General features: G+C 71.7%; 19 protein-coding genes. 18 read left to right on the forward strand and 1 reads right to left on the reverse strand.

All coding sequences use genetic code 11. The annotated features are described in order from the left end of the window. Position 1 precedes the first annotated feature (1 nt). On the reverse strand, positions 2–772 hold the full coding sequence (locus QSK18_RS28745; RefSeq protein WP_285625528.1) for a hypothetical protein: 771 nt from the start codon (positions 770–772) through the stop codon (positions 2–4). A 420-nt stretch (positions 773–1,192) separates the two neighbouring features. Here QSK18_RS28745 and QSK18_RS28750 point away from each other — a divergent pair, with 420 nt between their 5' ends. The 18 genes from QSK18_RS28750 to QSK18_RS28835 all read left to right on the forward strand — a co-directional run bounded on the left by QSK18_RS28750 (position 1,193) and on the right by QSK18_RS28835 (position 25,051). Continuing rightward, positions 1,193–3,574 (forward strand): AfsR/SARP family transcriptional regulator, encoded by a 2,382-nt coding sequence (locus QSK18_RS28750; RefSeq protein ID WP_285625531.1) that lies wholly within the window; start codon positions 1,193–1,195, stop codon positions 3,572–3,574. 15 nt (positions 3,575–3,589) lie between these two features. Further along, positions 3,590–4,087 carry a DUF1203 domain-containing protein gene (locus tag QSK18_RS28755; RefSeq protein ID WP_232812270.1) on the forward strand — a complete coding sequence of 166 codons (498 nt, stop codon included), beginning with the start codon at positions 3,590–3,592 and terminating at the stop codon, positions 4,085–4,087. A gap of 71 nt (positions 4,088–4,158) precedes the next feature. Beyond that, a complete protein-coding gene (gene fabG / locus QSK18_RS28760; RefSeq protein WP_232812269.1) occupies positions 4,159–4,914 on the forward strand; it encodes a 3-oxoacyl-ACP reductase FabG in 756 nt (251 codons plus the stop codon). A gap of 29 nt (positions 4,915–4,943) precedes the next feature. Next, positions 4,944–5,900 carry a beta-ketoacyl-ACP synthase III gene (locus tag QSK18_RS28765; RefSeq protein WP_232812268.1) on the forward strand — a complete coding sequence of 319 codons (957 nt, stop codon included), beginning with the start codon at positions 4,944–4,946 and terminating at the stop codon, positions 5,898–5,900. A 27-nt stretch (positions 5,901–5,927) separates the two neighbouring features. After that, entirely contained in the window at positions 5,928–6,173 is a 246-nt protein-coding gene (locus QSK18_RS28770; protein WP_232812267.1) for an acyl carrier protein, read from the forward strand. Positions 6,174–6,215: 42 nt separating this feature from the next. Next, complete coding sequence (locus QSK18_RS28775; RefSeq protein WP_232812266.1) at positions 6,216–7,550, forward strand: condensation domain-containing protein; 1,335 nt, start codon at positions 6,216–6,218, stop codon at positions 7,548–7,550. Beyond that, complete coding sequence (sbnA, locus tag QSK18_RS28780) at positions 7,547–8,554, forward strand: 2,3-diaminopropionate biosynthesis protein SbnA (protein WP_232812265.1); 1,008 nt, start codon at positions 7,547–7,549, stop codon at positions 8,552–8,554. The genes QSK18_RS28775 and sbnA overlap by 4 nt, the downstream gene beginning before the upstream one ends. Further along, positions 8,548–9,555, forward strand: a complete 1,008-nt coding sequence (gene sbnB / locus QSK18_RS28785; protein WP_285625538.1) for a 2,3-diaminopropionate biosynthesis protein SbnB — start codon at positions 8,548–8,550, stop codon at positions 9,553–9,555. Before sbnA ends, sbnB begins: the two co-directional genes overlap by 7 nt. A gap of 33 nt (positions 9,556–9,588) precedes the next feature. Beyond that, the gene (locus QSK18_RS28790; RefSeq protein WP_285625541.1) at positions 9,589–14,667 is read left to right on the forward strand and encodes a non-ribosomal peptide synthetase; all 5,079 of its coding nucleotides are present in this window, start codon (positions 9,589–9,591) and stop codon (positions 14,665–14,667) included. Next, a complete protein-coding gene (locus tag QSK18_RS28795) occupies positions 14,667–15,557 on the forward strand; it encodes an ornithine carbamoyltransferase (protein WP_285625544.1) in 891 nt (296 codons plus the stop codon). The genes QSK18_RS28790 and QSK18_RS28795 overlap by 1 nt, the downstream gene beginning before the upstream one ends. Next, positions 15,554–16,861, forward strand: a complete 1,308-nt coding sequence (locus QSK18_RS28800) for an MFS transporter (RefSeq protein WP_285625547.1) — start codon at positions 15,554–15,556, stop codon at positions 16,859–16,861. Before QSK18_RS28795 ends, QSK18_RS28800 begins: the two co-directional genes overlap by 4 nt. A 90-nt stretch (positions 16,862–16,951) precedes the next feature. Continuing rightward, a complete protein-coding gene (locus tag QSK18_RS28805; RefSeq protein WP_232812260.1) occupies positions 16,952–17,881 on the forward strand; it encodes a TauD/TfdA family dioxygenase in 930 nt (309 codons plus the stop codon). Positions 17,882–17,899: 18 nt separating this feature from the next. Continuing rightward, positions 17,900–18,862, forward strand: coding sequence for a TauD/TfdA family dioxygenase (locus QSK18_RS28810; RefSeq protein ID WP_408623591.1), 963 nt, complete (start codon positions 17,900–17,902; stop codon positions 18,860–18,862). Positions 18,863–18,941: 79 nt separating this feature from the next. Then, positions 18,942–20,231 (forward strand): sensor histidine kinase, encoded by a 1,290-nt coding sequence (locus tag QSK18_RS28815; RefSeq protein ID WP_232812258.1) that lies wholly within the window; start codon positions 18,942–18,944, stop codon positions 20,229–20,231. Next, entirely contained in the window at positions 20,219–20,896 is a 678-nt protein-coding gene (locus QSK18_RS28820) for a response regulator transcription factor (RefSeq protein ID WP_232812257.1), read from the forward strand. Before QSK18_RS28815 ends, QSK18_RS28820 begins: the two co-directional genes overlap by 13 nt. Continuing rightward, positions 20,893–21,672: a DUF4097 family beta strand repeat-containing protein gene (locus QSK18_RS28825; RefSeq protein WP_232812256.1), complete on the forward strand. Its 780-nt coding sequence runs from the start codon at positions 20,893–20,895 to the stop codon at positions 21,670–21,672. Before QSK18_RS28820 ends, QSK18_RS28825 begins: the two co-directional genes overlap by 4 nt. A 119-nt stretch (positions 21,673–21,791) precedes the next feature. Next, on the forward strand, positions 21,792–22,550 hold the full coding sequence (locus QSK18_RS28830; protein ID WP_352396683.1) for an ABC transporter ATP-binding protein: 759 nt from the start codon (positions 21,792–21,794) through the stop codon (positions 22,548–22,550). Next, on the forward strand, positions 22,544–25,051 hold the full coding sequence (locus QSK18_RS28835) for an FtsX-like permease family protein (protein WP_285625558.1): 2,508 nt from the start codon (positions 22,544–22,546) through the stop codon (positions 25,049–25,051). Before QSK18_RS28830 ends, QSK18_RS28835 begins: the two co-directional genes overlap by 7 nt. Positions 25,052–25,118 lie beyond the last annotated feature (67 nt).

A 25,118-nucleotide genomic window follows, 5' to 3' on the forward strand; every position in this document is an offset into this window, starting at 1 on the left:
CTCAGGTCTTGATGCGGTCCGAGCACGCCCGCTGGGGGCGCATCTCGACCTGCGGCAGCACCCCGCCCAGGTGATCCCACGAAACCCCCTCGCTCACGTCCCACCAGCCTCCGTCCTCACCGAAGATCTGCTGGCTGCGTGAGGTCCAGGAGGTGGCGGACCACCCGTCGCCCTCGATCCAGTCGTGAGGGTCGGTGAGGTAGACCTGCCAGCCCCTGGTCACCACGGCCGTCCGGGTCGTGTACTGCTTGAGGTTGCCGAACACGGTTCTCTTGGCCTTGCCGAGCGTGACCACCTCGACCACCGCGTCGGTGGCACGCCCCCGTTCCCGGAGCACCCGCAGGAGGTTGGTGTAGATCTTGTCCATGAAGGCTGGATCGCCGCGGCGGCTGAGGTACTCCCGCTCCTGGGCGTCCTGCTCGGTGAGAACCTCCGACCGGCGCAGCAGGTCGTCGTTCTTGAGCCAGGTGCAGAGCCGGCTGTCGCCCTTCACCTCGCTGTGCAGCACGCAGACGGCGTTGCCGCAGCGGGCGCAGTACCCGACCGCGAACGTGCCGCACCGGCACAGCGGGGTATCCCCGGTGGGGCGGGCAGTCGGCTGGTGCCAGGTGTGACCGCAGGAGGCTGGGATGTGCTCGATGTGGGGAAGGCTCGGATCGCGGGGATCCATGCCGGGGCCGCGGAACTCCTCGATCCACCGGTTGTGGCATTTCCACAGGCCGACGTCCACCTGCTCGACCTTGCTGCCACCACATCGTGGGCACGTCACCATGCAGTGAGGATGGCAGTGGAAGCAGCCCCACGTGGTGGTTTTGGTACAGGTATCGACCAGTGGTGGATTTGGGGGTGGATGGCAATGTTGATCCGTCACCCCAGAGGGCCCCGCCGCCGTGAGTAGTACTGGCCAGTTGTCCAGTAGTGCATGGGTTTTCGTCATGCACTGAAAAGGCCTGTCAGAGAACGGATCTACAGCACTCGCCGAAGACAGGTGTGCGGATGTGTATCAGGCGGCGTGGTTTCATCTCCCTTGTTCGAACACCTGTGGGGGCAGGGGCCGTACCGAACCCGTCGAAGAAGTCCTCGAACTGGCGGGGGCGGTGCCGGAGTGGCGGAGTGCGGGGGCGCACCGGACCGGGAGGCCGAAGTGGCGCGAAGGGCGACTGGGAACACTTCGCGCAAGGAGGGGAGCACCATGGGGGAAGCAGTCGGGGTCACCGAGGAGGGCCGGGTCGAGTTCCGGATCCTGGGGCCGGTCGAGGTCTGGCTCGACGGCCGGCAGTACTCGCTCGACGGGTCCAAACAGCGAACTGTGCTGGCCGCCCTCCTGCTGGCCAAGGGCCGGATCCTGGCCGACGACCGGCTCAGCTCCCTGCTCTGGGGCGAGGAACCGCCGGCCACCGCGGCCGCGCAGCTCTACACCCACGTCTCCCGCCTTCGTAAGCTGCTCGGCGAACGGGCGGCGATCCGCCGGCAGCGGCCCGGCTACCTGATCGAGATCGGCTCGGCCCAGATCGACCACGTCGAGTTCGAGCGGCTGAGCACCGCCGGGCGGGCCGCCCTGGAGGCCGGCTCCTACGAGGACGCCTCGGCCACCCTGGGCCGGGCGCTGCGGCTGTGGCGCGGCCCGGCCCTGGCCAACGTCACCGAGCACCTGGCCGAGATGGGCCTGCCCGGCCTCGAGGAGGCCCGCACGGTGGCGCTGGAGAGCCGGATCGAGGCCGACCTGGCCCTTGGCCGCAGCGGCCCGCTGCTGGCCGAGCTGACCAGCCTGGTGGCCCTCTACCCGCTGCGCGAGCGGCTGCGCGCCCTGCTGATGATCGCCCTGTACCGGGCCGACCGGCAGGCTGATGCGCTGAACGTGTTCCACGAGGGCCGCACCCTGCTGGCCGAGGAACTCGGTGTCGACGCCGGGCCCGGGCTGACCGGCCTCTACCAGGAGATCCTCAACGGCGAACTACAGGTCGGGCCCGGGCGCACACCGTTGCGGGCCGACGCACCGGAACCGGCCGCGAGCGAGCAGCGCCCCTCCACGCTGCCCTCCGACGTCCCCGACTTCACCGGCCGTCAGTGTGAGGTCCGGCAGATCGCCGAGCTGCTCACCACGGGCGCGGGATCCGGCCGCTCCGGTATCGCGATGATCACCGGCATGCCCGGGGTGGGTAAGAGTGCCCTGGCTGTGCAGGCCGCCCACCGCTGTCGCGACGACTTCCCCGACGGTCAGCTCTACGCCGACCTGCGCGAGGCCAACGGCACCCCGGCCGACAGCTTCCTGGTGCTCGGCTCGTTCCTGCGCTCGCTGGGGATGCCCGAGTCGGACGTGCCGCAGGACCGGGCCCAGCGGATCCGCTGCTACCGCAGCCTGCTGGCCGACCGACGCGTGCTCGTGGTGCTCGACAACGCCGCCAGCGACCGGCAGGTGCGCTGCCTGCTGCCCTCTGGTCCGGAGTGCGGGGTGCTGATCACCAGCCGCTCGCCGCTGACCACGCTGGAGGGTACGCAACTGGTCGACCTCGAGCCGTTCGACGTCTCCGAGTCGGTGGCGATGCTCTCCGGGATCATCGGCCGGGAGCCCGTGGTGGCCGAGAACAAGGCCGTGGCCCGCCTGGCCGCGGCCTGCGGCGGCCTGCCGCTCGCACTGCGGGTGGCAGGAGCCCGGCTGGTCAGTGGCGGCCACCATTCCCCGGGCCGGCTGGCCAACCGGCTGTGGGCCGAGTCCGGGCGTCTGGACCAGTTGCGGCTGGGCAGCCTGGACGTGCGGGCCATTCTGGAAGGCGCCTACTGGGACCTGGACCCGCGGGCCCGCACCGCCCTGCGCCGCCTGGCCCTGCTGGAGGTGCCCGACTTCGCCAGCTGGGTCACCGCGGCCGTGCTGGAGGTCGGCGAGGAGGACGCCGAGGACGTGATGGACGTGCTGGTCGGCGCCCGGCTGGTCAGCGTCCTGGGCCGGCCGACGGGCGGTGTCCGGTACCGCGTGCACGACCTGGTGCGCCTGATGGCGCGTGAGCGGGCGGCAGCCGAGGAACCGGCGGGTGAACGGCAGGCCGCGCTCGACCGGGCGATGGGTGCCTGGCTGACGGTGGCGGCCGAGGCGGACCGCCGCCTCGGCGGTGAGGCCCCGGCCGGGGGAGCGAGCCGCTGGCGGCTGGGTTCGGGCTACCTGAGGCGGCTGCTCGAGGATCCGCTGACCTGGTTCGAGCAGGAAGAGGGCGCTCTGGTCGCCGTTCTCGAGCAGGCGGTGCGTACCGGGCGCACGGCGCACGCGTGGGAGACCGCGCAGAGCCTGTCCGGCTACTTCGGCCACCACCACCGCCACGACGACTGGCGGCGGACCCACCAGCGCGCCTGGACGGTGGCCCACGCCAGCGGCGACGTGCTCGGGCAGGCGGCGATCCTGCAGGGGCTGGCCCGGTTGTCGGCCGTGCTGGGCGACGACGGAGCCAGCCGCGGCTACGCCGGTCAGGCGGAGATGCTGAACGGGCAGCTGGGTTCCAGGGTGAAGGAGACCGCCGTGGTGGGGTGGACCTACCTACACCCCGCGGCGGGCGCAAGTGCCATTGCCGGGAAGCGTCTCTGAACCTACCGTTTCAGGGTGCCGAGCTTCCGTGTGCTGCCGATCACCCAGGACGTCGCCTGGAACGTGCGGGCCACTCTGCGTTCGCCGGGGTGTGACTACCCCGCCTACGTCGAACTGGCCAGTGGCGACGGCCCCTGCCGGGTCTGCCTGAACCCGTTCCGTTCCGGCGTCGACCGGGCCGTCTGGTTCGTCTACGACCCGGTCCGGGGCCGCGGCCCGGTTCCCGCCCCCGGGCCGGTGCAGGTGCACGAAGACGGCTGCTGCGCCTACGAGAACGCAGCTGCCGGGCTCGACCCGGCCGTCTTCACCGACGACCTCAGCGTGCTGCTGCAGGGTTTCCCGGTCCAGCCGGACGACACCGCCGCCGTCACCGGGATCGAGTGCGCCACCGGCGCCCCCGCGGTGGGCAAGGCGCTTCAGCACCTCTTCGCGGATCCGGCCGTCGCCTTCGTGCACGTGCGCCGGGCCGACGACGGGTGTTTCCTGTGTGAGGTCACCACCTCCGGCCACTGAGACCGCGCGGCACGTAGGAAAGATATAGATCCCGATAGAACCGGGATAGGCGCCCGCCCCAGGCTCTCACCATGCCTGATGGACAGCGAGGACAGCGGCCGGTCGCCTTGGTCACCGGAGGATCGCGGGGGATCGGGGCCGCGATCGTGGCCCGGCTGGCCCACGACGGACACGACGTCGCGTTCTGCTACGCCTCCAGCTCCGAGGCCGCTGCCCTGGTGGCCGAGAAGGCCCGGGCCCACGGCGGCCGGCTGCTGGAACGCCGGATCGACGTCTCCGACGGGGCCGCGGCCCAGGAGTTCGTGGCCCTCACCGAGCGCGAACTCGGCCCGATCAGCACGGTGGTCACCTCCGCGGGCATCATCCGCGACCGCCCGCTGGCCCTGATGGACGACGAGAGCTGGGACGACGTCCTGCGCGTCAACCTGGACGGCACCTACCACGTCTGCCGGGCCGTGGTCCGCAAGCTGATCCGGCGCCGTCAGGGCAGCGTCATCACCGTCTCCTCGGTCTCCGGGGTGAGCGGAAACGCCGGTCAGACCAACTATTCCGCCTCCAAGGCCGGGATCATCGGTTTCACCCGGGCGATGGCCAAGGAGGTCGGCCGCTACGGCGTGCGCGCCAACGTGGTCGCCCCGGGACTGATCGAGACCGACATGATCGCCGGGATGCCCGCCCAGGCCTCCGACGACCTGCGCGGCCGGATCCCGCTGGGCCGTTTCGGTCAGGCCGCCGAGGTGGCCGGCACGGTCTCCTTCCTGGCCTCGGACCAGGCCTCGTACATCACCGGTCAGGTGATCCAGGTCGACGGTGGCATCGCGATCTGAACCCAGCCTTTTCACCGCAAGGAGGAGCCATGCCCCAGAGTCACGAGTCCCGGATCAGCGGTATCGCCGCCTACCGGCCGTCCCGGCTGGTCACCAACGAGGAGGTGTCCGCCCGCACCACGGTCGAGCCGAACTGGATCGTCGAGCGCACCGGCATCCAGACCCGCGGCCTCGCCGGCCCGGAGGAGGACCTGGTCACCATGGCCGTCGAGGCGGGCCGCAAGGCGATCGCCATGTCCGCCGCCGATCCGGGCGACATCGGCCTGGTGGTGCTGGCCACGGCCACCCGCCGCCAGCGCATGCCCGGTATCGCCCCGCAGGTCGCCAGCCGGATCGGGCTGCCGGTGGCCGGCGCCTTCGATCTGAACGCGGTCTGCGCCGGTTTCACCTACGCCGTGGCGATGGGCTCCAACGCCGTCCGCTCCGGCGAGACCGGCCACGCCCTGGTGATCGGGGTGGAACGGGTCAGCGACTGGATCAACCCGGCCGACCCCGACACTTTCGTCATCTTCGGCGACGGGGCCGGCGCCGTCGTCGTGTCGCGCTCATCGGAATGGGGTGTCGGGCCGTCCATCTGGGGCAGCGATGGTGACCGACACGGCGTCCTCGAGTTGGTGGAGGCCGAGGACGGACGTGAGTACGTCGGCATGAACGGGCCGCTGGTGTACAAGTGGTCGACCTCGGTGATGCCCGAAGCGGCGCAGCGCGCCTGCGTCGCCGCCGGCGTCACCCTCGCCGACATCCAGTGGTTCGTGCCGCACCAGGCCAACTGCCGCATCATCGACACCCTCTCGCACCGCCTCGGTTTCCGCGAGGAGCAGGTGGTGCGCGACGTGGTCGACGCCGGCAACACCTCGGCGGCCTCGGTGCCGCTGGCCCTGTCCCGCCTGTACGACAGCGGCCGCACCACCCCCGGAGACCTGGTGCTCCTGCTGGGGTTCGGAGCCGGCCTCACCTACTCGGGCCAAGTCGTCCGCATGCCGTAAGCACCAGCAACCATCAAGGAGACCGCAATGAACAACGACCAGATCCTCGACGAGATCGCCCGCCAGATCCGCATCCTGATGCCCGGCCTGGACGAGACCGTCCGGATGGACACCGTCTTCGAGGAGCTCGGGATGGACTCCCTGACCCGGGTGGACCTGCTCTCGGCGGCCGAGATGTCGTTCGGCATCGAGGTGCCCGACGAGGAGGTGGGCTCGCTGGTGCGGGTCCAGGACCTCGTGGACTTCGTGATGTACAGCCAGGCCGCGGCCTGAGCCACTCGCCCGAATCAGACGACCGACGGACGGAGCCCTCAGGTGGAACAGCTCGAACACCGCTTGGCCGTGGGGCAGCAGGCCCTGTGGCTGCTGCACTCGATGGCCCCGCACAGCTCGGCCTACAACGCCGGCGGGGCGGGGCTCTTCCGCCCCGGCCCCGACCTGCCGGTGCTGCACAAGGCGGTCGCCGCCGTCGTACGCCGGCACGACATGCTCCGCTCGCGCTTCGTCGAACGCGACGGGCAGGTCGTGCGGGTCGTGCCCCGAGGGCTCACTCAGACGTCGGTGCTGCGCGTGGAGAACCTGGGTGACGCCGACGACGGCGAACTGCGCCGGGCCGTCACCGCGGCCTCCCGGCAACCGTACGACCTGGGCAAGGAAGGGCCGTTCCGGGCCGTCCTGATCCATCGGCCGCACGATGCGGTGCTGCTGCTGGGCACCCATCACATCGCCTCCGACGCCACCTCGCAGTGGCTGATCTGGCGCGACCTGATGGACGCGTACGAGGCCTACGCCGGAGGCCGAGGCCCTGCTTGGATGCCCACACACACCGGCTATCACGACCACGTGGCCCGGGAAGAGGACCTGATGGCCTCGCCTCGGGGTGCCCGGATGCGCGAGTACTGGCGCGGCATCACCGACGGCGCGGCCCAGGTGCAGCTGCCGTTGGACCGGCCCCGTCCAGCCACGCCTTCCTACCGTGGGCAGACGGTGGCCCGGCGCATGCCGGCCCGTGCCGTGCGTGAATCTGCTGCCCGGCAGGGCGTCTCGCCGTTCGCCCTGATGCTGGGGTCTTTCCAGATGCTGCTGCACCGCTACACCGGCCAGCGCGACTTCTCCCTGGTGTGCCCCGCCTCCACCCGCCGCCGCAACAGCGCCGAGGTGGTCGGCTACTTCGTCAATCCCATCACCGTGAGGGTCCGGTTCGACGAGAACACCACCGTGGCCGACATCATCGACGGTGCCGGCGACCAGTTGCGCAACGGCATGGCCCGGGCGGCCTGCCCCTACGAGCACGGTGCCTACCGGGTGTCGATGACGATGGTGCCCGCCGACCGCCTGGGCGGACGGATGCAGCAGGTCTACGACCACGAGATCGAGCTGGCCGGGCGCCGGCTGTCCTACTTCGAGGTGCCGCACCTGGAAGGACAGTGCGACCTGTCCGCAGAGATCACCGAGGGCGCGGACGACTTCACCGTGGCCTTCCGCTACGACAGCGACCTGTTCGAGCCGGCCACCGTCGAGCGGATGCTCGAGCAGTACCTGACCCTGACCGGCAACGCCGCCCGTCGGCCGGACGGCCCGGCCGACCGGGTGCCGATGGTCGAGGCCGACGAGCGCATGCGTCTGCTGGCTCTGGGCGGTGTGCGATGAGGCCACCGGTCGACGGGGTGCTGGGGGCAGTGGGAGACACCCCGCTGGTCCGCCTCACCCGCGTGTCCCACGAACTCGGCCTCGACGCCTACGCCAAGCTCGAGCGGTTCAACCCGGGCGGCAGCGTGAAGGACCGCACAGCGGTGAGCATGCTGCGGGCCGCCCTGCGCGACGGAGACCTGGTGCCCGGCTACTCCACCGTGGTCGAGTCCAGCTCCGGCAACCTCGCCGTCGGTCTGGCCCAGTTCTGCCTCTACCACGGGCTGGACTTCGTCTGTGTGGTCGACGCCAAGACCACTGCGGCCAACGTGCGGCTGCTGCACGCCCTCGGCGCCACCGTCGAGATGATCACCGAGCCGGACCCGGCGACGGGGGAGTACCTGCCGGCCCGGCTGCGCCGGGTGCGGGAGCTGAGTGCCACCCTGCCCGGCGCCTACTGGCCCAACCAGTACGCGAATCCGCTGAACGCCCGCGCCCATCACGAGACCATGCACGAGATCGCCCAGGCGCTGGACGGTCACGTCGACTACGTCCTGTTCCCGGCCGGCAGCTGCGGCACCCTGGTCGGAAGTGCCCGCTACGTGCGGGTGAACGGCCTGGACACCAAGGTGGTGGCGGTCGACGCGGTGGGCAGTGTGCTGTTCGGCCGGGCCGAGGGCCGGCGGCTGATCCCCGGCCACGGGGCCTCGGTGCGGCCGGCGCTGCTGGACCAGACACTGGCCGACGACGTCGTGCGGGTCACCGACCTCGACTGTGTGGTCGGGTGCCGGCGTCTGGCCCGCTCGGAGGCGATCCTGGCCGGCGGTTCGTCCGGCGCCGCCGTGGCCGCCCTCTACCGGCTGGCCGAGCGGATCCCGGCCGGTTCGCGCTGCGTGATGATCTTCCCCGACGGGGGCGACCGCTACCTGGACACGATCTACTCCGACGACTGGGTGCAGCAGCACTTCGGCGACGTCTCCGACCAGTGGCGCACCGCCGCGCAGAGGCAGGTCGCGCCGTGCTGATCGTCGATCACGCCACCGTGCGCAGAGTGCTGGACGGGCGCGAGCGGGAACTCGTCGAGCTGGTCGGGCAGACCTACGCCGAGCACGACCGGGGCCGCAGTTCGCTGCCGCACTCGATCTTCCTGAGGTTCCCGGACGAGCCCCGCAACCGGATCATCGGGCTCCCGGCCTACCTGGACGGGCCGCCCCGGGCCGGGATCAAGTGGATCTCCTCGTTCCCGGGCAACATCGACACCGGTCGCGAAAGAGCCAGCGCCGCGATCATTCTCAACTCGATGAGCACCGGTCACCCCGAGGCCCTGGTTGAGGGCTCGCTCATCTCGGCCCGCCGCACCGCCGCGAGTGCCGCCCTCGCAGCCCGCGAACTAGCTCCTGCCGACACCGGTGGCATCGTGCTGATCGGCTGCGGTGTGATCAATTTCGAGATTCTCCGGTTCGCCGCCGCCGCCCTGCCCGCGTTGAGAAAGGTGACGCTGTACGACACCGACCCGGCCCGCGCGGAAGCGTTCGCCGGCCGTGCTATCACCGAAATGCCGCACCTGACTGTGCAAACGCACCACAACGTCGAGAAGGCGCTGAAGGAGGAGGCGTTGGTCAGCCTGGCCACCAACGCCTCGACTCCTCATCTGGACCTGTCGCAGGCCGATCCGGCCACGACGGTGCTGCACGTCTCGCTGCGCGACCTGAGCGTGGCCACGGTGCTGGCAGCCGACAACATCGTCGACGACACCGACCACGTGTGCCGGGAACAGACATCCTTACATCTGGCCGAAAAGGCGACCGGGAAGCGGGACTTCGTGACCGCGACCATCGGATCCCTGATGCGGGGCGAGAACGGGACGTTCCGCACCCACGCCGCCCGCAGACGTCCGGTGATCTTCTCTCCGTTCGGTCTGGGGGTGCTCGACCTGGCCCTGGCTCACCTGGTCGTGACCCGGGCCCGGCAGGAAGGCCTGGGCGTGGTTGTGGACGGGTTCCTGCCCGAGCCGGCCCTCGCCTGACGCCCCCAAACCACTCAACAAGAGGACATTCTCATGAAGCCCTTGGTCACCACCTCGCCCGAACCGGCCCTCCGGGGCGGGGGTGGCGACCTCCCATCCGCACCCTACCTACTGCCAGACCTGGTCGCTCAGCGCATCGGCAGCGATCCAGCGCGCGCGGCGATTACCTTTGGCGAGAACACGACTGACTACGCGCACCTCGGCCGGCGCGCCGGGGCCGTGGCCCAGAAGCTCAAAGACCTGGGGGTACGGCGGGGCGACCCGGTGGGGGTGTTCCTGCACCGCCACCCCGACCTGGTTGCCGCCCTGCTGGGAATCTGGTGGGCGGGGGCCGCCTACGTACCCCTGGATCCGAATCACCCTGACGAGCGGCTGGCCTGGATGGCCGATGATGCCGGCGTCCGGGTGACCGTCACCCGCGGCGACCTCACCTCCCGCGTGGGTCGGCTTTCTCAATTGAAGACGCTTGTGCTGGACGATCTGCCGACGGCGGGTTCGCCAGTGGGCCCATTGGTGGACGTCAGTGCCGACGACGCGGCGTACGTCATGTACACCTCCGGCTCCACCGGACGCCCGAAGGGCATCGTGATCGGCCACGGGGGCATCGCCAACCGGGTGCTGTGGACCGTGCGTACCCACGGCCTCGGACCGGGGGACCGGGTGCTGCAGAAGACCTCCACCGGTTTCGACGCCGCTGTCTGGGAGTTCTTCGCACCCCTGGTCAGCGGTGCCACGGTGGCGCTGGCCCCCCTCGGCGCTGAGCGGGACCCGGAGCTGATGGTCCGGGCGATCGCTGAGCAGGACATCACCGTGCTGCAGGGCGTGCCGTCGGTGCTGCGTAGGCTGGTCACCGAACCGGCCTGGCCCGACTGCCGTTGCCTGCGTCTGGTCTTCTCCGCCGGGGAGCCCCTCGATGCGGCTCTGGCCCGGGCTCTCAGCCTGGAGGGGCAGGCTCAGGTGTGGAACACCTACGGCCCCACCGAGTGCTCGATCGACGTCACCGCGCACCGCAGCGACCCCTCCGCCGCGGAAGGCGCCGTGCCGATCGGCCGCCCCCTGGACAACCTGCGCATCCTCCTGCTGGAGCCCAGTGGTGAGCCGGTGCCGGTCGGGGTGCCGGGCGAGGTGCATGTGGGCGGCGCCGGTCTGGGCCGCGGCTACCTGAACCAGGCGGCCCTGACCGCCGAACGGTTCGTGCCCGACCCCTACGGCGAACGCGGCGCCCGCCTGTACCGCACCGGCGACCAGGCCCGCTGGCGCTCCGACGGCAGCCTGGAGTTCCTGGGCCGCCTGGACGGGCAGGTCAAGGTCAACGGTGTGCGCATCGAGCCCGGCGAGGTGGAGGCCGCCCTGCTGGGCCACCCGGCCGTGCAGAACGCCGCGGTCCTCGTCGAGGAACATGAGCAGGCCCGGCGGCTGGTCGGATACCTGGCCGGCCCTGACCTGCCCAGCGCCGACGAGACGCGGGCGTATCTGCGCGAGCGGGTGCCCGAGGTGATGATCCCGGCCCGGTTCGTGCACCTGGCCGAGTTCCCGCTCAACACCAGCGGCAAGACCGACCGCCGCGCCCTGGCCGCCCTGGCCCCGCCCGCGGCCGAGCGGGAGGTGGTGCCGCCGCGTAACGCTGCCGAAGAACTGATCGCCGAGATCTGGCGAGAACTGCTCGGCGTGGACGAGGTCAGCGTTGATGACGACTTCTTCTCTCTGGGTGCTACTTCGCTCGACGTCACCCGTCTGGCCACCCGACTGCGCGCTCGCTGCGGCCGGGTGGACCTGCCCGGCCTGTTCGGCGCCTCCACCCTGGCCGGGCAGGCTGCCCTGATCGGTACGGCTGCGTCGGAGCGGGCCACCTTGACCGGTACGGCCGGGGCGGGGCGGGCCGGTGAGGTCGGGCAGGCTGGGCCGGATCAGGGCGATCCCATCGGTACGGGCGGGTCGGAGCAGGCCGAGATCCGGCGGGTACCCCGCACCGGACCACTGCCGCTCTCGCCCGGCCAGCACCGGCTCCGGTTCCTGGACAGCCTGAATCCGGGCAGCCCGGAATGGGTCGCCCCGCTGTTCCTGCGCCTGCCCGCGGGTGCTGACGAGGTCAACGTGCGTCGCGCCCTGCACCACATCGAGCAGCGCCACGAGTCGCTACGCACGCGCTACCCCGGCGACGACGGCCAGGTCGTGGTAGCCGCCGGGCAGGTGGAACTGCGGGTCGAACACAGTGAGGCGCTGGAAGGGCTCTTCGCCGAGCAGTTCGCCCGCGGCTTCGACCTGGCCAACGGCCCCCTCTGGCGGGCTCTGCTGGTTCACGTACCCGGCCAGGACCCGGTGCTGCTGGTCACGGTGCATCACATCGCCTCCGACGGCTGGTCCACCGCCGTGCTGGAACGCGAACTGCGCCACCTCATCTCGGGCGGCGGTGCAGAGGATCTGCCCGAGCTGCCGGTGCAGTACGCCGACTACGCGCACTGGCAGCGCCGCCACACCAGCGACGAGGCGCTGGCCGGTGACCTGGCGTACTGGCGCCGGCAGCTGGCCGGGGCCGTGCCCACCGAACTGCTGCCCGACCACCCCCGGCCCGCCCGACGCGACGCCGCCGGAGCCGGGGTGCAGGTGCGCATCCCGGCCGCGCTGGCCCAGTCGATCGAGAAGTTCTCCCGCGCGCAGGGCGTCACCCCGTTCACCACCCTGCTCACCGCCCTGGCAGCCCTGCTGGCCCGGCACACCGGTTCGCAGGACGTGGTGATCGGCACCCCGGTGGCGGGCCGCGACCGCGAGGAGCTGAGCAACGTCGTCGGGTTCTTCCTGAACTCGGTGGTGCTGCGCTGCCGCCTCGACGACGATCCGGACGCGCTGACCGCGGTGCAGCGGGTGAGGCAGACCTGCGCCGAGGCCTTCGCCCACCAGAGCGTGCCGTTCGAGCGCCTGGTGAACGAGCTTCAGCCCCAGCGCGACCTTTCCCGTACCCCGCTCTACCAGGTCGCCTTCGACCTGCAGGAGGAGGGCGCGACCACGATGAGTGCCGACCCGGTGGTGAACGCCGCGTTCCAGCAGGCCTGGAAGGTGTCCAAGACCGACCTGACCCTGTTCGTGCGCCGGGGTGAGAACGGCACCCTCGATGCAGCCTTCGAATACGCCGCAGCCCTTTTCGACCAGACCACCGTGCAGCGCCTGGCCGACCGGTACATGCGCCTGCTGCGGGCGATCGTGGCCAAGCCCAGCCGCCGGCTGTCCAGCATCGACCTCGTGCCCGCCGCCGAACGCAGGCAGCTGCAACGCTGGTCGGTCAACCCGGGCCCCCTGCCCCTCACCTGCGTACACGAGGACATCCGGGCCGCCGGGCAGGCCAACCCGCAAGCGGTGGCCGTGGAGTCGGGCCTGCACGCGCTCACCTACGCCGAACTCGAGGCCGCCAGCAACCGGATCGCCCACCACCTCACGGGTCTGATAGCCGGCCAGAGCGAGCCGACGGTAGCGGTTCTGCTCGATCGTGGGTCGGATCTGATCACGACAATGCTCGGCATCTGGAAGGCCGGGGGCGCCTACGTCCCGCTCGACCCGTCGTTCCCGGCCGAGCGGATCGCCGACATGGCCGAGACGGCGGGTACCACCGTCGCCGTCACCAGTTCCGCCTACGCGCAACGGTTCCCACAGCAGATGCGCACCGTGGCGCTCGACAGCTCCACATTGGACGTCCACCCCGACACCCCGCTGGATGTGCCGGCCGACCCGGACCGACTGGCCTACGTCATCTTCACCTCCGGGTCCACCGGCCGCCCGAAGGGGGTCGCCGTCACCCACCGAGGACTGGCCAACCACGTGCACTGGGCCGCCCGCGAACTGGCGGGTCAGGGCACCGGGGGAGCGCCGCTGTTCTCGTCGGTGGCCTTCGACCTGGTGGTGCCCAACCTGTGGGCGCCGCTGGTGGCCGGTCAGCGGGTCTGGATGTACCCGCAGAGCGCCGAACTGGACGGCCTCGGGAAGGCTCTGGCCGGGGCGGGCTCGTTCAGCTTCGTCAAGCTGACCCCCGGGCACCTGGAACTGCTGGAGCACCAGCTCACCCCGGCCCAGATGGACCGGCTGGCCGAGGTGGTCGTGGTCGCCGGCGAGGCCCTGGCCGGTCCGCTGGCCCAGCGCTGGCGCAACGTCCTCGGCGACGCCCGGCTGATCAACGAGTACGGCCCCACCGAGGCATCGGTCGGAACCTGCGTGCACCCGGTCACCGGGCAGGTGACCAGCGACGTGGTGCCGATCGGCCGTCCGCTGCCGAACCTGAGCATGCGCGTGCTCGAGCCCGACGGCTCGCCCGCCCCGATCGCGGTGCCGGGGGAGCTGTGGGTCGGCGGCGTGGGCGTGGCCCGCGGCTACATCGGCCGGCCCGACCTGACCGCCGAGCGGTTCGCCCCCGACCCGTGGGGCCCGCCCGGGGCGCGGATGTACCGCACCGGAGACCTGGCCCGGGTCAACGCCGACGGGGCCGTGGAGTTCCTCGGCCGGATCGACGACCAGGTGAAGATCCGCGGCTACCGGGTCGAACCCGGGGAGATCCGCGCCCGGCTGCTGGAGAACCCCGAAATTGAGGACGCGGTGGTCGTGGCCGCCGGTCCCCTCACCGACCAGCGGTTGCTGGCCTACTACGTCCCGGCCGCAACCGGCGAGGTGAACGACCTGGCCTCCTACTGCGCGCAGCGACTACCCGCCTATCTCGTCCCGGCCGTCTTCATCGCCCTCCCGGCGATCCCGCTCACCGCCAACGGCAAGCTCGACCGCTCGTCCCTGCCCGAACCTGAGGCGAAGTCGGCCCTTACCGCGCCTCGTAACCCGGCCGAGGAACGCGTCGCGCAGATCTGGGCCGGCGTGCTCGGCTGCCCGGAGGAGGAGGTCGACGTGCACACCGGGTTCTTCGCGGCCGGTGGGCACTCGATCCGCGCGGTCCAGCTCATCTCCGAGCTGAAATCCGCCTTCGGTGTGCAGCTGTCGATCCGTGCCGTGTTCGAGCGGCCCACCGTCGCCGAGCTGGCCGAGGAGATCGAGGCCGCGATCCGCGCCGAGATCGAGCAGATGACCGCCACCGACCTGCTGGCCAGCGTGCAGAACCAGGTACAGGAAGGAAACTCCTGATGCGACATCTCATCTCGATCGCCGACCTGACCGACCGGCAGGTGCGGCAGATCGTCGAACGGGGCGCCGAGTTCGCCGACGGCGAGCGCTCCCGGGCCCTCGACGAGGCGGTGGTGGGCGTGTACTTCCGCAAGACCTCCACCCGTACCCGCACCGCGTTCTCCAGCGGCGCCCTGCGGCTGGGGGCCCGGATCATCGCCTACGGCCCGGAAGACCTGCAGACAAACACCGGCGAGACCCTGAAGGACACCGGGCAGGTGTTCTCGCGGATGCTCGACGGCCTGGTCGCCCGCACCGCCGCGCCGACCGCCGAGCTGCGCGCCTGGACCGGGCAGGAACGGATGGGGGTGGTGAACGCGATGACCACCGAGGAGCACCCCACCCAGGCCCTGACCGACCTGACCACCCTGTTCCGGCACTTCGGCCGGATCGACGGGCTACGGGTGCTGTACCTGGGCGAGGGCAACAACACGGCGGCCGCCCTCGCCCTGGCCCTGCCCCGCTTCCCCGGCACCGTGCTGGACCTGCGCACCCCACCCGGGTACGGCGTCCCTGGAAAAGGTCTGACGGCGCCAGGGGTGACCCAGCGGCACGACCTGAAGAACCTGGAGAGCGACTACGACGTCATCTACACCACCCGCTGGCAGACCACCGGCACCAGCAAGCCCGACCCGGACTGGCGGCAGGTGTTCGCGCCCTTCCAGGTGGGCGAGCAGCTGTGGCGCGACAGCCCCAAGGCCGTGTTCATGCACGACCTCCCGGCCCACCGCGGTGAGGAGGTGACCGCCGCGGTGCTCGACGGGCGCCACAGCATCGCCTTCGACCAGGCCGGGAACAAGCTCTACAGCGCCATGGCCGTGCTGGAATGGTGCCTGGCCGGCTCCCGGTGACCCTGACCGAGCCTGACACCCGTCCTCAAAGTTCCCCGACCGCAGAGGACGCGGAGGTTCCGCTCGGCCGCAACCGGCAGTTCCTGCTGATGTGGGCCGGGTCGGGGGCGGCGGTGCTGGCCGAGCGCTTCAGCGCCGCCCCCTTCACCTTCGTGGTGGTCTACGAGGGCTACGCCAAGAGCCTGGCCGGGCTGGTCGCCTTCGCCGCCCTGCTGCCCCAGCTGCTGGTGCAGCTGCCGGCCGGGGTGCTGGTCGACCGGTGGGACCGGCGCCGGGTGATGATCGTGGCCGACCTGGTGCGGCTGATCGGGATCGGCTCGGTGGCCGTGGCGCTGGTGCTGGGCCACGTCTGGATCGCCCACCTCGTCGTGGTCGCCTTCCTCCAGGGGGCCTTCACCGTCTTCTACACGCTTTCCGAGCGCGCCGCCGTGCGTTTCGTGGTGGCCAAGAAGCAGCTGCCGGTCGCCCTGGCCCGCAACGAGGCCCGCGCCCGGGCGGCCGCGCTCGGCGGGCACCCGGCCGGAGGCACGCTGTACGAGCTCACCCGCTGGGCCCCGTTCACCTCCAGCGCCGTGCTGTACCTGCTCTCGCTGCTGGCGATCCTCTCGTTGCGCGGGCCGATGCCGCCGCCGCAGCGCACGAACCCCCGCTCACCGCTGGCCGAGGCCCGCGAGGGGCTCACCTGGGTGTGGCGCGAACGCGAACTGCGCATCGCCCTGGGCCTGATCGCGGTCAGCAACATGATCTTCCAGGGCATCATCCTGGCCCTGCAGTTCATCGCCAAGGACGGCGGGCGCTCACCGCTGTCGGTCAGCCTGATCCTGGCCGCGGGCGGAGTCGGCGGCCTGGCCGGGGCCCTGTTCGGCGGGCGCTGGATCCAGCGCGCCCGGATGGAACGGATCATGGTGGTCACCTACCTGGCCTGGGCGATGGTGCTGCCCGGCATGATCTGGGCCGACGACCCCTGGCTGCTGGGGGCCCTCTTCCTGCTCATGTCCGGCATCGGCGCCTCGGTGACCGTGGCCGGCACCGTGCACCAGATGCGGGTCACCCCCGACCGTCTGCAGGGCCGGGTCGGCAGCGTCGTCCTCCTCATGGTTTCCGGCTTCAGCGCCTTCGGCGCGCTCGGTGCCGGATACCTGTTGCAGGAGACCGGAACCCGCACGTCCATGATCGTGTTCTCGGCCGTGATGGCCACGCTCGCCCTGGTCGCGATCGTGGTGTTCGGGCCGCACCGTAACCCCCGCGGCCGGCACCTGGCCCCCCGCCCGCGCCGTACCACCCGCGGCCGGCACTGCTGGTGAGCTGCTGGTGAGCCATATCGGAAACGTATAGACGGGGCTGGGAACCTCCCATCACCCGCTGAGACCACCCGCACAGAGAGGGTCTTCATCATGAGCTGGCACCCGCACGAGATCGCCCCGGGCGACGTCTCCTCGCCCGCCACCGCCCAGGGGCTCCTCGAGTACCTGCGCGCCGAGAGGGCGCTGGACTCGCTGCTGACCGAGCACAAGGCCCTGGTGTTCCGGGGTTTCGGGGTCAGCCCCGAGACCCTGGAGAGCGCCATCGACCTGCTGCTGCCCAACCGGCTGGCCTACGTGCACGGAAACTCGCCCCGCACCAAGGTGGGCAAGAACGTGTACACCTCCACCGAGTACCCGCCCGAATACACCATTTCCATGCACAACGAGCTCTCCTACGCCGCCTCCTGGCCGGCCCGGCTGATGTTCTTCTGCCAGGTCGCCCCGGCCACCGGCGGCGCCACCCCGATCGTCGAGGGCACCGCCTGGCTGGAGGCTCTCGACGACGAGGTCCGCGACGCGTTCGCCGGGGGCGTGCGTTACACCCAGAACCTGCACGACGGGCTCGGTCTGGGCAAGAGCTGGCAGGACACCTTCGAGTCGCAGGACCGCGACCAGGTGCAGCAGCTGCTGGCAGCCTCCGGCGCCACCTGGGAGTGGCGCAGCGACGGCGGCCTGCGCGTGCACATGGTCCGGCCCTCCACGATCAAGCACCCGGTCACCCACGACGAGGTCTGGTTCAACCAGTCCGACCAGTGGCACTCGGCCGCCCTCGGCGACGAGACGGCCGCCGCCCTGGCCAAGATCATGCCCGAGGACGAACTGCCGCAGTCGGTCACCTTCGCCGACGGCAGCCCGATCCCCGGCGAGTACGCGATCCAGGTCCGCGACCGCGGCCTGGCCACCGCCGTCGACGTGCCCTGGCGCACCGGCGACCTGATGCTGATCGACAACATCGCCGTCGGCCACGGCCGGCGCTCCTTCACCGGGCCGCGGCGGGTTCTCGTCGCGATGTCCGACTGAGCCGCGGTCATGAGCGAGATGCTCCCGGCCCTCGTCGAGGACGACGGCTCCGTGCTGGAACTCATCACCAAGGACCGCCCGGCCCTGCGGCGCAGCCTGGCCGAACGCGGAGCGGTGCTGCTGCGAGGCTTCGACATCGGCGGGGTGGACGGTTTCGCCGACGTGGTGCGGGCCTTCTCCGGCGACGACCCGCTGACCTACGCCGAGCGTTCCTCACCCCGGCACAGCATCAAGGGCGACATCTACACCTCCACCGACTACCCGCCGGCCGAGGAGATCTTCCTTCACAACGAGAACTCCTACCAGGCGGTCTGGCCGCAGACGCTGTACTTCCACTGCCTCGGCGAACCCCTCACCCAGGGCGCCACCCCCCTGGCCGACATCCGCCAGGTCTGGCAGGCGGTCGACCCGGCGGTGCGCGAGGAGTTCACCCGCCGCCGCTGGCGCGTGGTGCGCAACTTCCACCCCGGCTTCGGCGTGCCCTGGCGGGAGCTGTTCGGCACCGAAGAGCGCTCGCAGGTCGAGCAGTACTGCCGCAGCCGGGGCATGCAGGTGGAGTGGACCGGGCGGGACTCGATGCGCACCACAGCCGTACGCCAGGCCGTGCACACCCATCCGGTCTCGGGGGAACCGGTCTGGTTCAACCACGCCACCTTCTTCCACGTCAGCACCCTCGCGGCCGAGGTGCGGGAAGGTTTGCTGGGCATCTTCGACGAACCGGACCTACCCACCAACACCTACTTCGGTGACGGCGGGCGGATCCCCGACGACGTGATGGACCACCTGCGGGGTTGCTACCGGGCCGCCTCCCGGCGCTTCGACTGGCGTCAGGGTGACGTTCTGGTGGTGGACAACATGGCCGCCGCCCACGCCCGCGAGCCGTTCACCGGTCCCCGCCGGATCGCGGTGGCGATGGCCGAGCCGTCCTCGGCCACGGTGGTCCGGGTTCCCGAACCGGCGGGAACACCGGTCATGGGCTGAAGGGTGGTGCTGGGTACAGGGTGAGAACGGGTACTGACGTACTCGCGGGTCAGGCCCGCGGTTGCCTACCTTCGAGGGCATGGACGAGGGGGAAGTGCGCACGGTGAGCGGCAGGCAGACCGCCCTCACCCTGTTGCGCGGACCGTTCCGCCGCCAGGCCTGGCTCGACACCGCCTACCTGTGCCTGAACGTGCCGCTCGGTATCAGCGCGGCGGTCGGGGTGCTCGTTCTTCTCACCCTGACCGCCACCCTGGCGGTGACCGTAGTCGGCGCCCTGCTCAGCCTGGGGCTGCTGCTGATCCTGGTACGGGTGATGACCGACGTGCAGCGCTCCCGGCACCTGGCCTTCCGGCAGATCGCGATCCCGCCGGACGAGCGCGACTACGCCGGACGGGGCTGGTTCGGGCGCCGGGTCACCGACCTGCGATCGGAGGGCTTCTGGCGGCAGGTCAGCTACCACCTGCTGTCGGCCGTGTTGGGCGCCGGGGCCCTGCTGATCGGCCTGGGCTGGGTCGCCGGGGTCACGCTGAGCGTGCTGCCGGCCTATGCCTGGTGGATGCCGATCGGTGGGCCGTACAGCACCGACCTGCGGCTGACCTTGGCCCAGATCGGGTTCTTCGTCTTCGGCGTGGTGGTCCTGCTGGCCACCCCGCTGCTGGCGATGGGCCTGGCCGAGGCCGACTCCCGGGCCGCGCAGGCCCTGCTGGGGCAGAACCGGCGCCTGCAGTTCGACCGCCGGCTCAGCGCGGTCGGGGCCAGCCGGGCCGCGGCGGTCAGCGCCGCCGACGCCGAGCGCCGCCGGATCGAACGCGACCTGCACGACGGGGTGCAGCAACGACTGATGTCCCTGGCGATGAACCTGGGCATTCTGCGCACCGCCCACCCGGACCTCTCCGAAGGGGCGAAACTGGCCGTCCAGGACGCCCACGAAGAGGCCAAGCTGGTGCTCTCGGAGCTGCGCGACCTGGTGCGGGGCCTGTACCCGGCGGTGCTCGACGACCGCGGGCTCGACGCCGCCCTGTCCGGGATCGCGGCCCGCTCGGCGGTGCCGGTGCGGCTGAAGGTCGACCTGCCCGAACAGCGCCCGCCGATCGCCCTGGAGGCGGTCGCCTACTTCGTGGTGGCCGAGACCCTGACCAACGCCGTGCGCCACTCCGCGGCCACCACCGTCGACATCGACGTGCGGCTGCAGGAGGGCGTGCTGCGGGTGCAGGTCAGCGACGACGGCCGGGGCGGCGCCCGTCCGGGCGGCGGCACCGGTCTGCAGGGCCTGGGCGACCGGGTCGCCTCGGTCGACGGAACGTTGCGCATCGACAGCCCCAGCGGGGGGCCGACCACGATCACTGCGGAGTTGCCGTGCGCGTTCTGATCGCCGAGGACTCGGTGCTGCTGCGCGAGGGCCTGGCCAAGCTGCTGGAGATGAACGGCCTGTCGGTGACGGCGGCCGTGGGCGACGCCGACGCGCTGCTGCAGGCGGTCACCGAGGACCCGCCCGACCTGGCCGTGATCGACGTGCGGATGCCTCCCGACCTGACCGACGACGGCCTGCGGGCGGCGATCCGGATCCGCCGCGAGCAGCCCGCGGTCGCCATCGTCGTGCTCTCCCAGAGCGTGGAGGAGCGCTACGCCAACGAACTGCTGGCCACCGGCACCGAACGGGTCGGCTACCTGCTGAAGGACCGGGTGGCCGACGTGCAGGAGTTCGTCGACGCGGTTCGCCGGGTGGCCGGCGGCGGCACCGCCCTCGACCCGGAGGTGGTGGCCCAGTTGCTGCTGCGCCGCCGCAGCCCGATCGAGGGCCTGTCCCCGCGCGAGCGCGAGGTGCTCGAGGTGATGGCCCAGGGCCGCTCCAACGCCGGGATCGCCGGCGCCCTCTCGATCAGCGAGAGCGCGGTGGCCAAGCACATCAACGCGATCTTCACCAAGCTCGACATCACCGGGGGTGAGGAGGACCACCGCCGGGTACTGGCCGTACTGCGCTACCTGGAGGCGGACGACTCCTCGGACCCCACGACCGGCGGGGGCAAGCGATGAGCATCCATCTACGGGCGGCCTGGCTGGCCGCCGGGGCCGTGGTGACCGTGATCGTCCTGGCCTCGATGAGCCGGGTGTTCGCCGACGCCGCGGTCCCGCCCGAGAGTGCCGAGGGGGAGCAGGTTCTCGTGCACCCGGTGAGCAAGGTCGTGGTCGACTCCAACGCCGGCGACGCCGTGGTCGCCGTCGGCCCGGCCGGGCAGGTCACCCTGGGCCGCAGCACCGTCTCCTCGTTCGGGGCCACCCCCGAGATCGAGCAGCGCTGGGAGGGCGAGGTGCTGCGGGTGCGGGCCCGCTGCCCCGAGGGCGGGGTGGCCGGGATCGGCGACTGCTCGGCCGAGTTCGTGCTCACCGTGCCCGCCGACGTGGACGTCGACCTGCGCACCGAGGCCGGCACCCTGAGCGTCACCGGTGTCACCGGCGACGTACGGGCCGAGAGCAGCGCCGGCGACATCGAACTGGACGGGCTGGGTGGGAGCATTCACGCCCGCACCCAGAAGGGAAGCATCGTCGGGCGCGACCTCGAGGCCGCCCGCACCGACGTCGAGGCCCAGGCCGGCGACGCCCAGCTGCACTACCACGCGGCCCCACGCCAGGTGCGGGCGGTGACCAGCGCCGGAGACGTCTCCGTGCTGGTCCCGGCCGGGCCCTACGCGGTCGTCGCCCGCTCACAGTCGCAGGAGACGACCGTGGGCTTCACTCCCGACCCGGACGCCGGGTCGACCATCACGGCCACGGCCGAGGCCGGCCGGGTCGAGGTCGCTCACACCGACTGAGAGCAACCGGACCACGCATCGACCCAGTGGGGGGAATCATGCGAGGCAAGACCAGCGAGATCGAGACCAGCGAGATCGAGACCAGCGAGTACACGGGCGCGGACGAGCCGGGGGGCTCCATGACCATTCCAGGCACCGACCAGGCCGTCCAGATCACCGGGCTGACCCGGACCTACCGCACCGGCGGCACCGTGGTGCGGGCCCTGGACGAGGTCAGCATCGCGTTCCCGGTGGGTGCCTTCACCGCCATCATGGGCCCCTCCGGCTCGGGCAAGTCGACCCTGCTGCAGTGTGCGGCCGGGCTCGACCGCCCCGACTCGGGCCGGGTCACGGTCGGCGGCACCGACCTCACCGGCCTGGACGAGACCGCCCTGACCCTGTTGCGGCGCGACCACATCGGTTTCGTGTTCCAGTCGTTCAACCTCCTGCCCTCCCTGACCGCCACCCAGAACGTCGAGCTGCCGCTGCGGCTGGCCGGGATCCGCCCCGACCGGGCCCGGGTCGCCCAGGCCCTGGCCGCGGTCGGCCTGGCCGAGCGGGCCGGGCACCGCCCGGCCCAGCTCTCCGGCGGGCAGCAGCAGCGGGTCGCGATCGCCCGGGCCCTGGTGGCCCGCCCGGCCGTGCTGTTCGCCGACGAGCCCACCGGTGCCCTCGACGCCACCACCGGCCGGGAGCTGCTGGTCACCCTGCGCGGCCTGCTCCAGGCGGCCGACGGCGGCCTGCAGAGCATCGTCATGGTCACCCACGACCCGGTGGTCGCCGCCCACGCCGACCGGGTGGTCTTCCTGGCCGACGGCCGGGTGGTCGGCGAACTGCCCAACCCGACCGCGGCCCAGGTGGCGGCTCGGATGACCGGACTGGAGGCGGACCGGTGCTGACCGTCGCCGCCCAGACCCTGCGGGCCCGCTGGGTGGGCTTCAGCGGCAGCGTGCTGGCCCTGGTCCTGGGCGTCGCCCAGATCGCCGCCGTCGCCCTGCTGCTGTGCGCCACCATGTCCCGGCCCGACCGGGCCCCCGAACGGTTCGCCGCCGCCCCCGCGGTGGTCTTCGCCACCGACCCGGAGTGGAACCCGGTCCACCACGACCTGCACCAGCGCCCCCTGCAGGAGGCCGAGGGCGTCGACCCCGAACTGGTCGCCGACCTGAGGCGGACCGGCCCGGTCACCCTGGACCGCAGCTTCGAGGTGCGTCTGGGCACCGCCGCCGATCCGGGCCCGGCCAACGGGCTCGGGCACCCCTGGGACGTGGCCCGCTACGGCGGCTACGACCTGATCGCCGGCGCCGCACCGACCGGTGCCGAGCAGATCGTCGTGCCGCAGGGCACCGGCCTGACGGTCGGCGCCCAGACCAACGTCTACACGCCGCAGGGCGCGAAAACCTATACCGTCAGCGGCCTCACCAACGACGTGGGCTACGAGGACGCGGTCTTCTTCAGCGCCGCCCAGGCCGCCCGCATCTCGCCGCGCATCCAGGCCGTGGTGCCCAGTGCCCCGCTCGAGCAGGTGCGGCAGGTCACCGGCGAGCGGGCGCAGGTGCTCACCGGCCAGGACAAGCACGTCCTGGACGAGAGCCGCGCGCAGGACCTGGAGGACATCGACAACACCGTCACCCTGCTGCCGGTGATGGCCAGCGTCGCCGGGGTCACCGCGGTCTTCGTGGTCGCCTCCACCTTCGCCTTCACCGTGGTGCAGCGCCGCCGCGAGATCGCCCTGCTGCGCGCGGTCGGCGCCACCGGCCGGCAGGTGCGCCGGATGATCCTGGGCGAGGCCGCCCTGGTCGGCGCCGGCGCATCGCTGGCCGGCTGCGCCCTCGGCCTGGCCGGGGCCAATGTGCTGGCCGGCTGGCTGCACCGCCTCGGCGTGGCCCCCGAGGGCTTCGGCCTCCACGGACCCTACCTGACCCTGGTGGTGCTGCCCCTGCTGGCTGCGTTCGTCGGCGGGGTGCTGATGGCCGTGCTCGGGGTGGTGGTGGCCGCCGGGCGGGCCGGGAAGATCCGCCCGATGGAGGCCCTGCGCGAGGCCGACGCCGACGACTCGGCCGGGCAGCGCAGCCGCCGGGTGGTCGGCGCGCTGGCCCTGACCTGCGCGCTGGCCGTGGTGGTGTGGATCGGCTGGCTCGACCCGCGGATCACCCTCTCGCCCAACAGCTACGTGCCGCTGCTGCTGGTGCCGGTGATCGCCTTCGCCCTGCTCGCCCCGGTCGCGGTCGGCCCGCTCACCCGCATCCTCATGCGGCCCTTCGCCTCCTCCCGGCACGCCGGGCCGATGCTGGTGCGGGAGAGCGCGCTGACCGCCCGGCGCCGCACCGCCGCCACCGCCGCACCGGTACTGCTCACCGTCGGCATCGCGACCTCGCTGCTGGCCGCGACCGGCTCGATCGGCCTGGCCCGCGACAACGGGGTGCGCAACCGGGTCGCCGCCCCCTACACGATCGCCCCGGATGCGGCCCCGGGCATCAGCCTGGCCGACATCGACCGCATGCAGCAGCAGATGCCCGGAGCCCAGGTCGTCGCCCCGGTGCACACCACCGTCTACACCCGCGACGAGGACGCCTGGGACGAGAACGAGGCCGAGGTCATCTACGGCGGTGAGCTGTCCAGCGTGCTGGAACTGCCCATGGTCGCCGGATCCGCCGACGACCTGGACGCGAACGGCATCGTCGTGCCCGAGGTGTGGCATTACGAGCTCGGCGAGCGGGTTCCGGTGCACCTGGGCCACGGCGACCCGGTCGAGCTCACCGTCACCGGCGTGTACGAGGCCCTGCGCGGCGACGACATCGGCTACCTGTCCGAAGAGCACGCCGACAGCACGGCCTACGCCTCCAACGGGATGGCCCGCCGGGCGTTCGTCGTGCCCCCGGCCGGCACCGGCGCCGAGCAGGTGCAGTCGGCCCTGGGCGGCCTGGCCGCCACGGCCGGGCTGAAACTGCAGCCCACCGCCGAGTTCGAGGTCAGCGAGGACGCGGCCACCCGGCACCTGATCGAGGTCCGCCAGCGCTCGGTGGCGGTGATCGTGGTGCTGTTCTGCTTCATCGCGGTGCTGAACACCCTGCTGATGGCCACCGCCGACCGGCGCCGCGACCTGGCCGTGCTGCGGATGGCCGGGGCCACCCCGCGCCAGGTGCTGCGGGTCTTCGCCGGAGAGTCGTTGCTGGTCGGCCTGATCGGCGTGGTCCTGGCCCTGCTGGCCTCGGGGCTGAACCTGATCGGGCTGCGGTTCGCCCTGGGCGGCATGTTCGGCAGCACCACCATCGAGATCCCCTGGCTCCCGGTCGTGGCCATCGCCTGCGTCGGCCTGGCCCTGGCCGTGCTCGGGGCGGTGGTGCCGGCCCTGGCCGCCGGTCGCGGTCCGGCCGGGCAAAGGGCCGGGCTGCGTGAGTAGACACGTCGGCCAGAACCACGGCGCCCGGACCCGAAAAGGTCCGGGCGCCGTGCGTTTGGTGCTCGGT

It is taken from the genome of Kineosporia sp. NBRC 101677 (assembly GCF_030269265.1).
Classification (GTDB): domain Bacteria; phylum Actinomycetota; class Actinomycetes; order Actinomycetales; family Kineosporiaceae; genus Kineosporia; species Kineosporia rhizophila.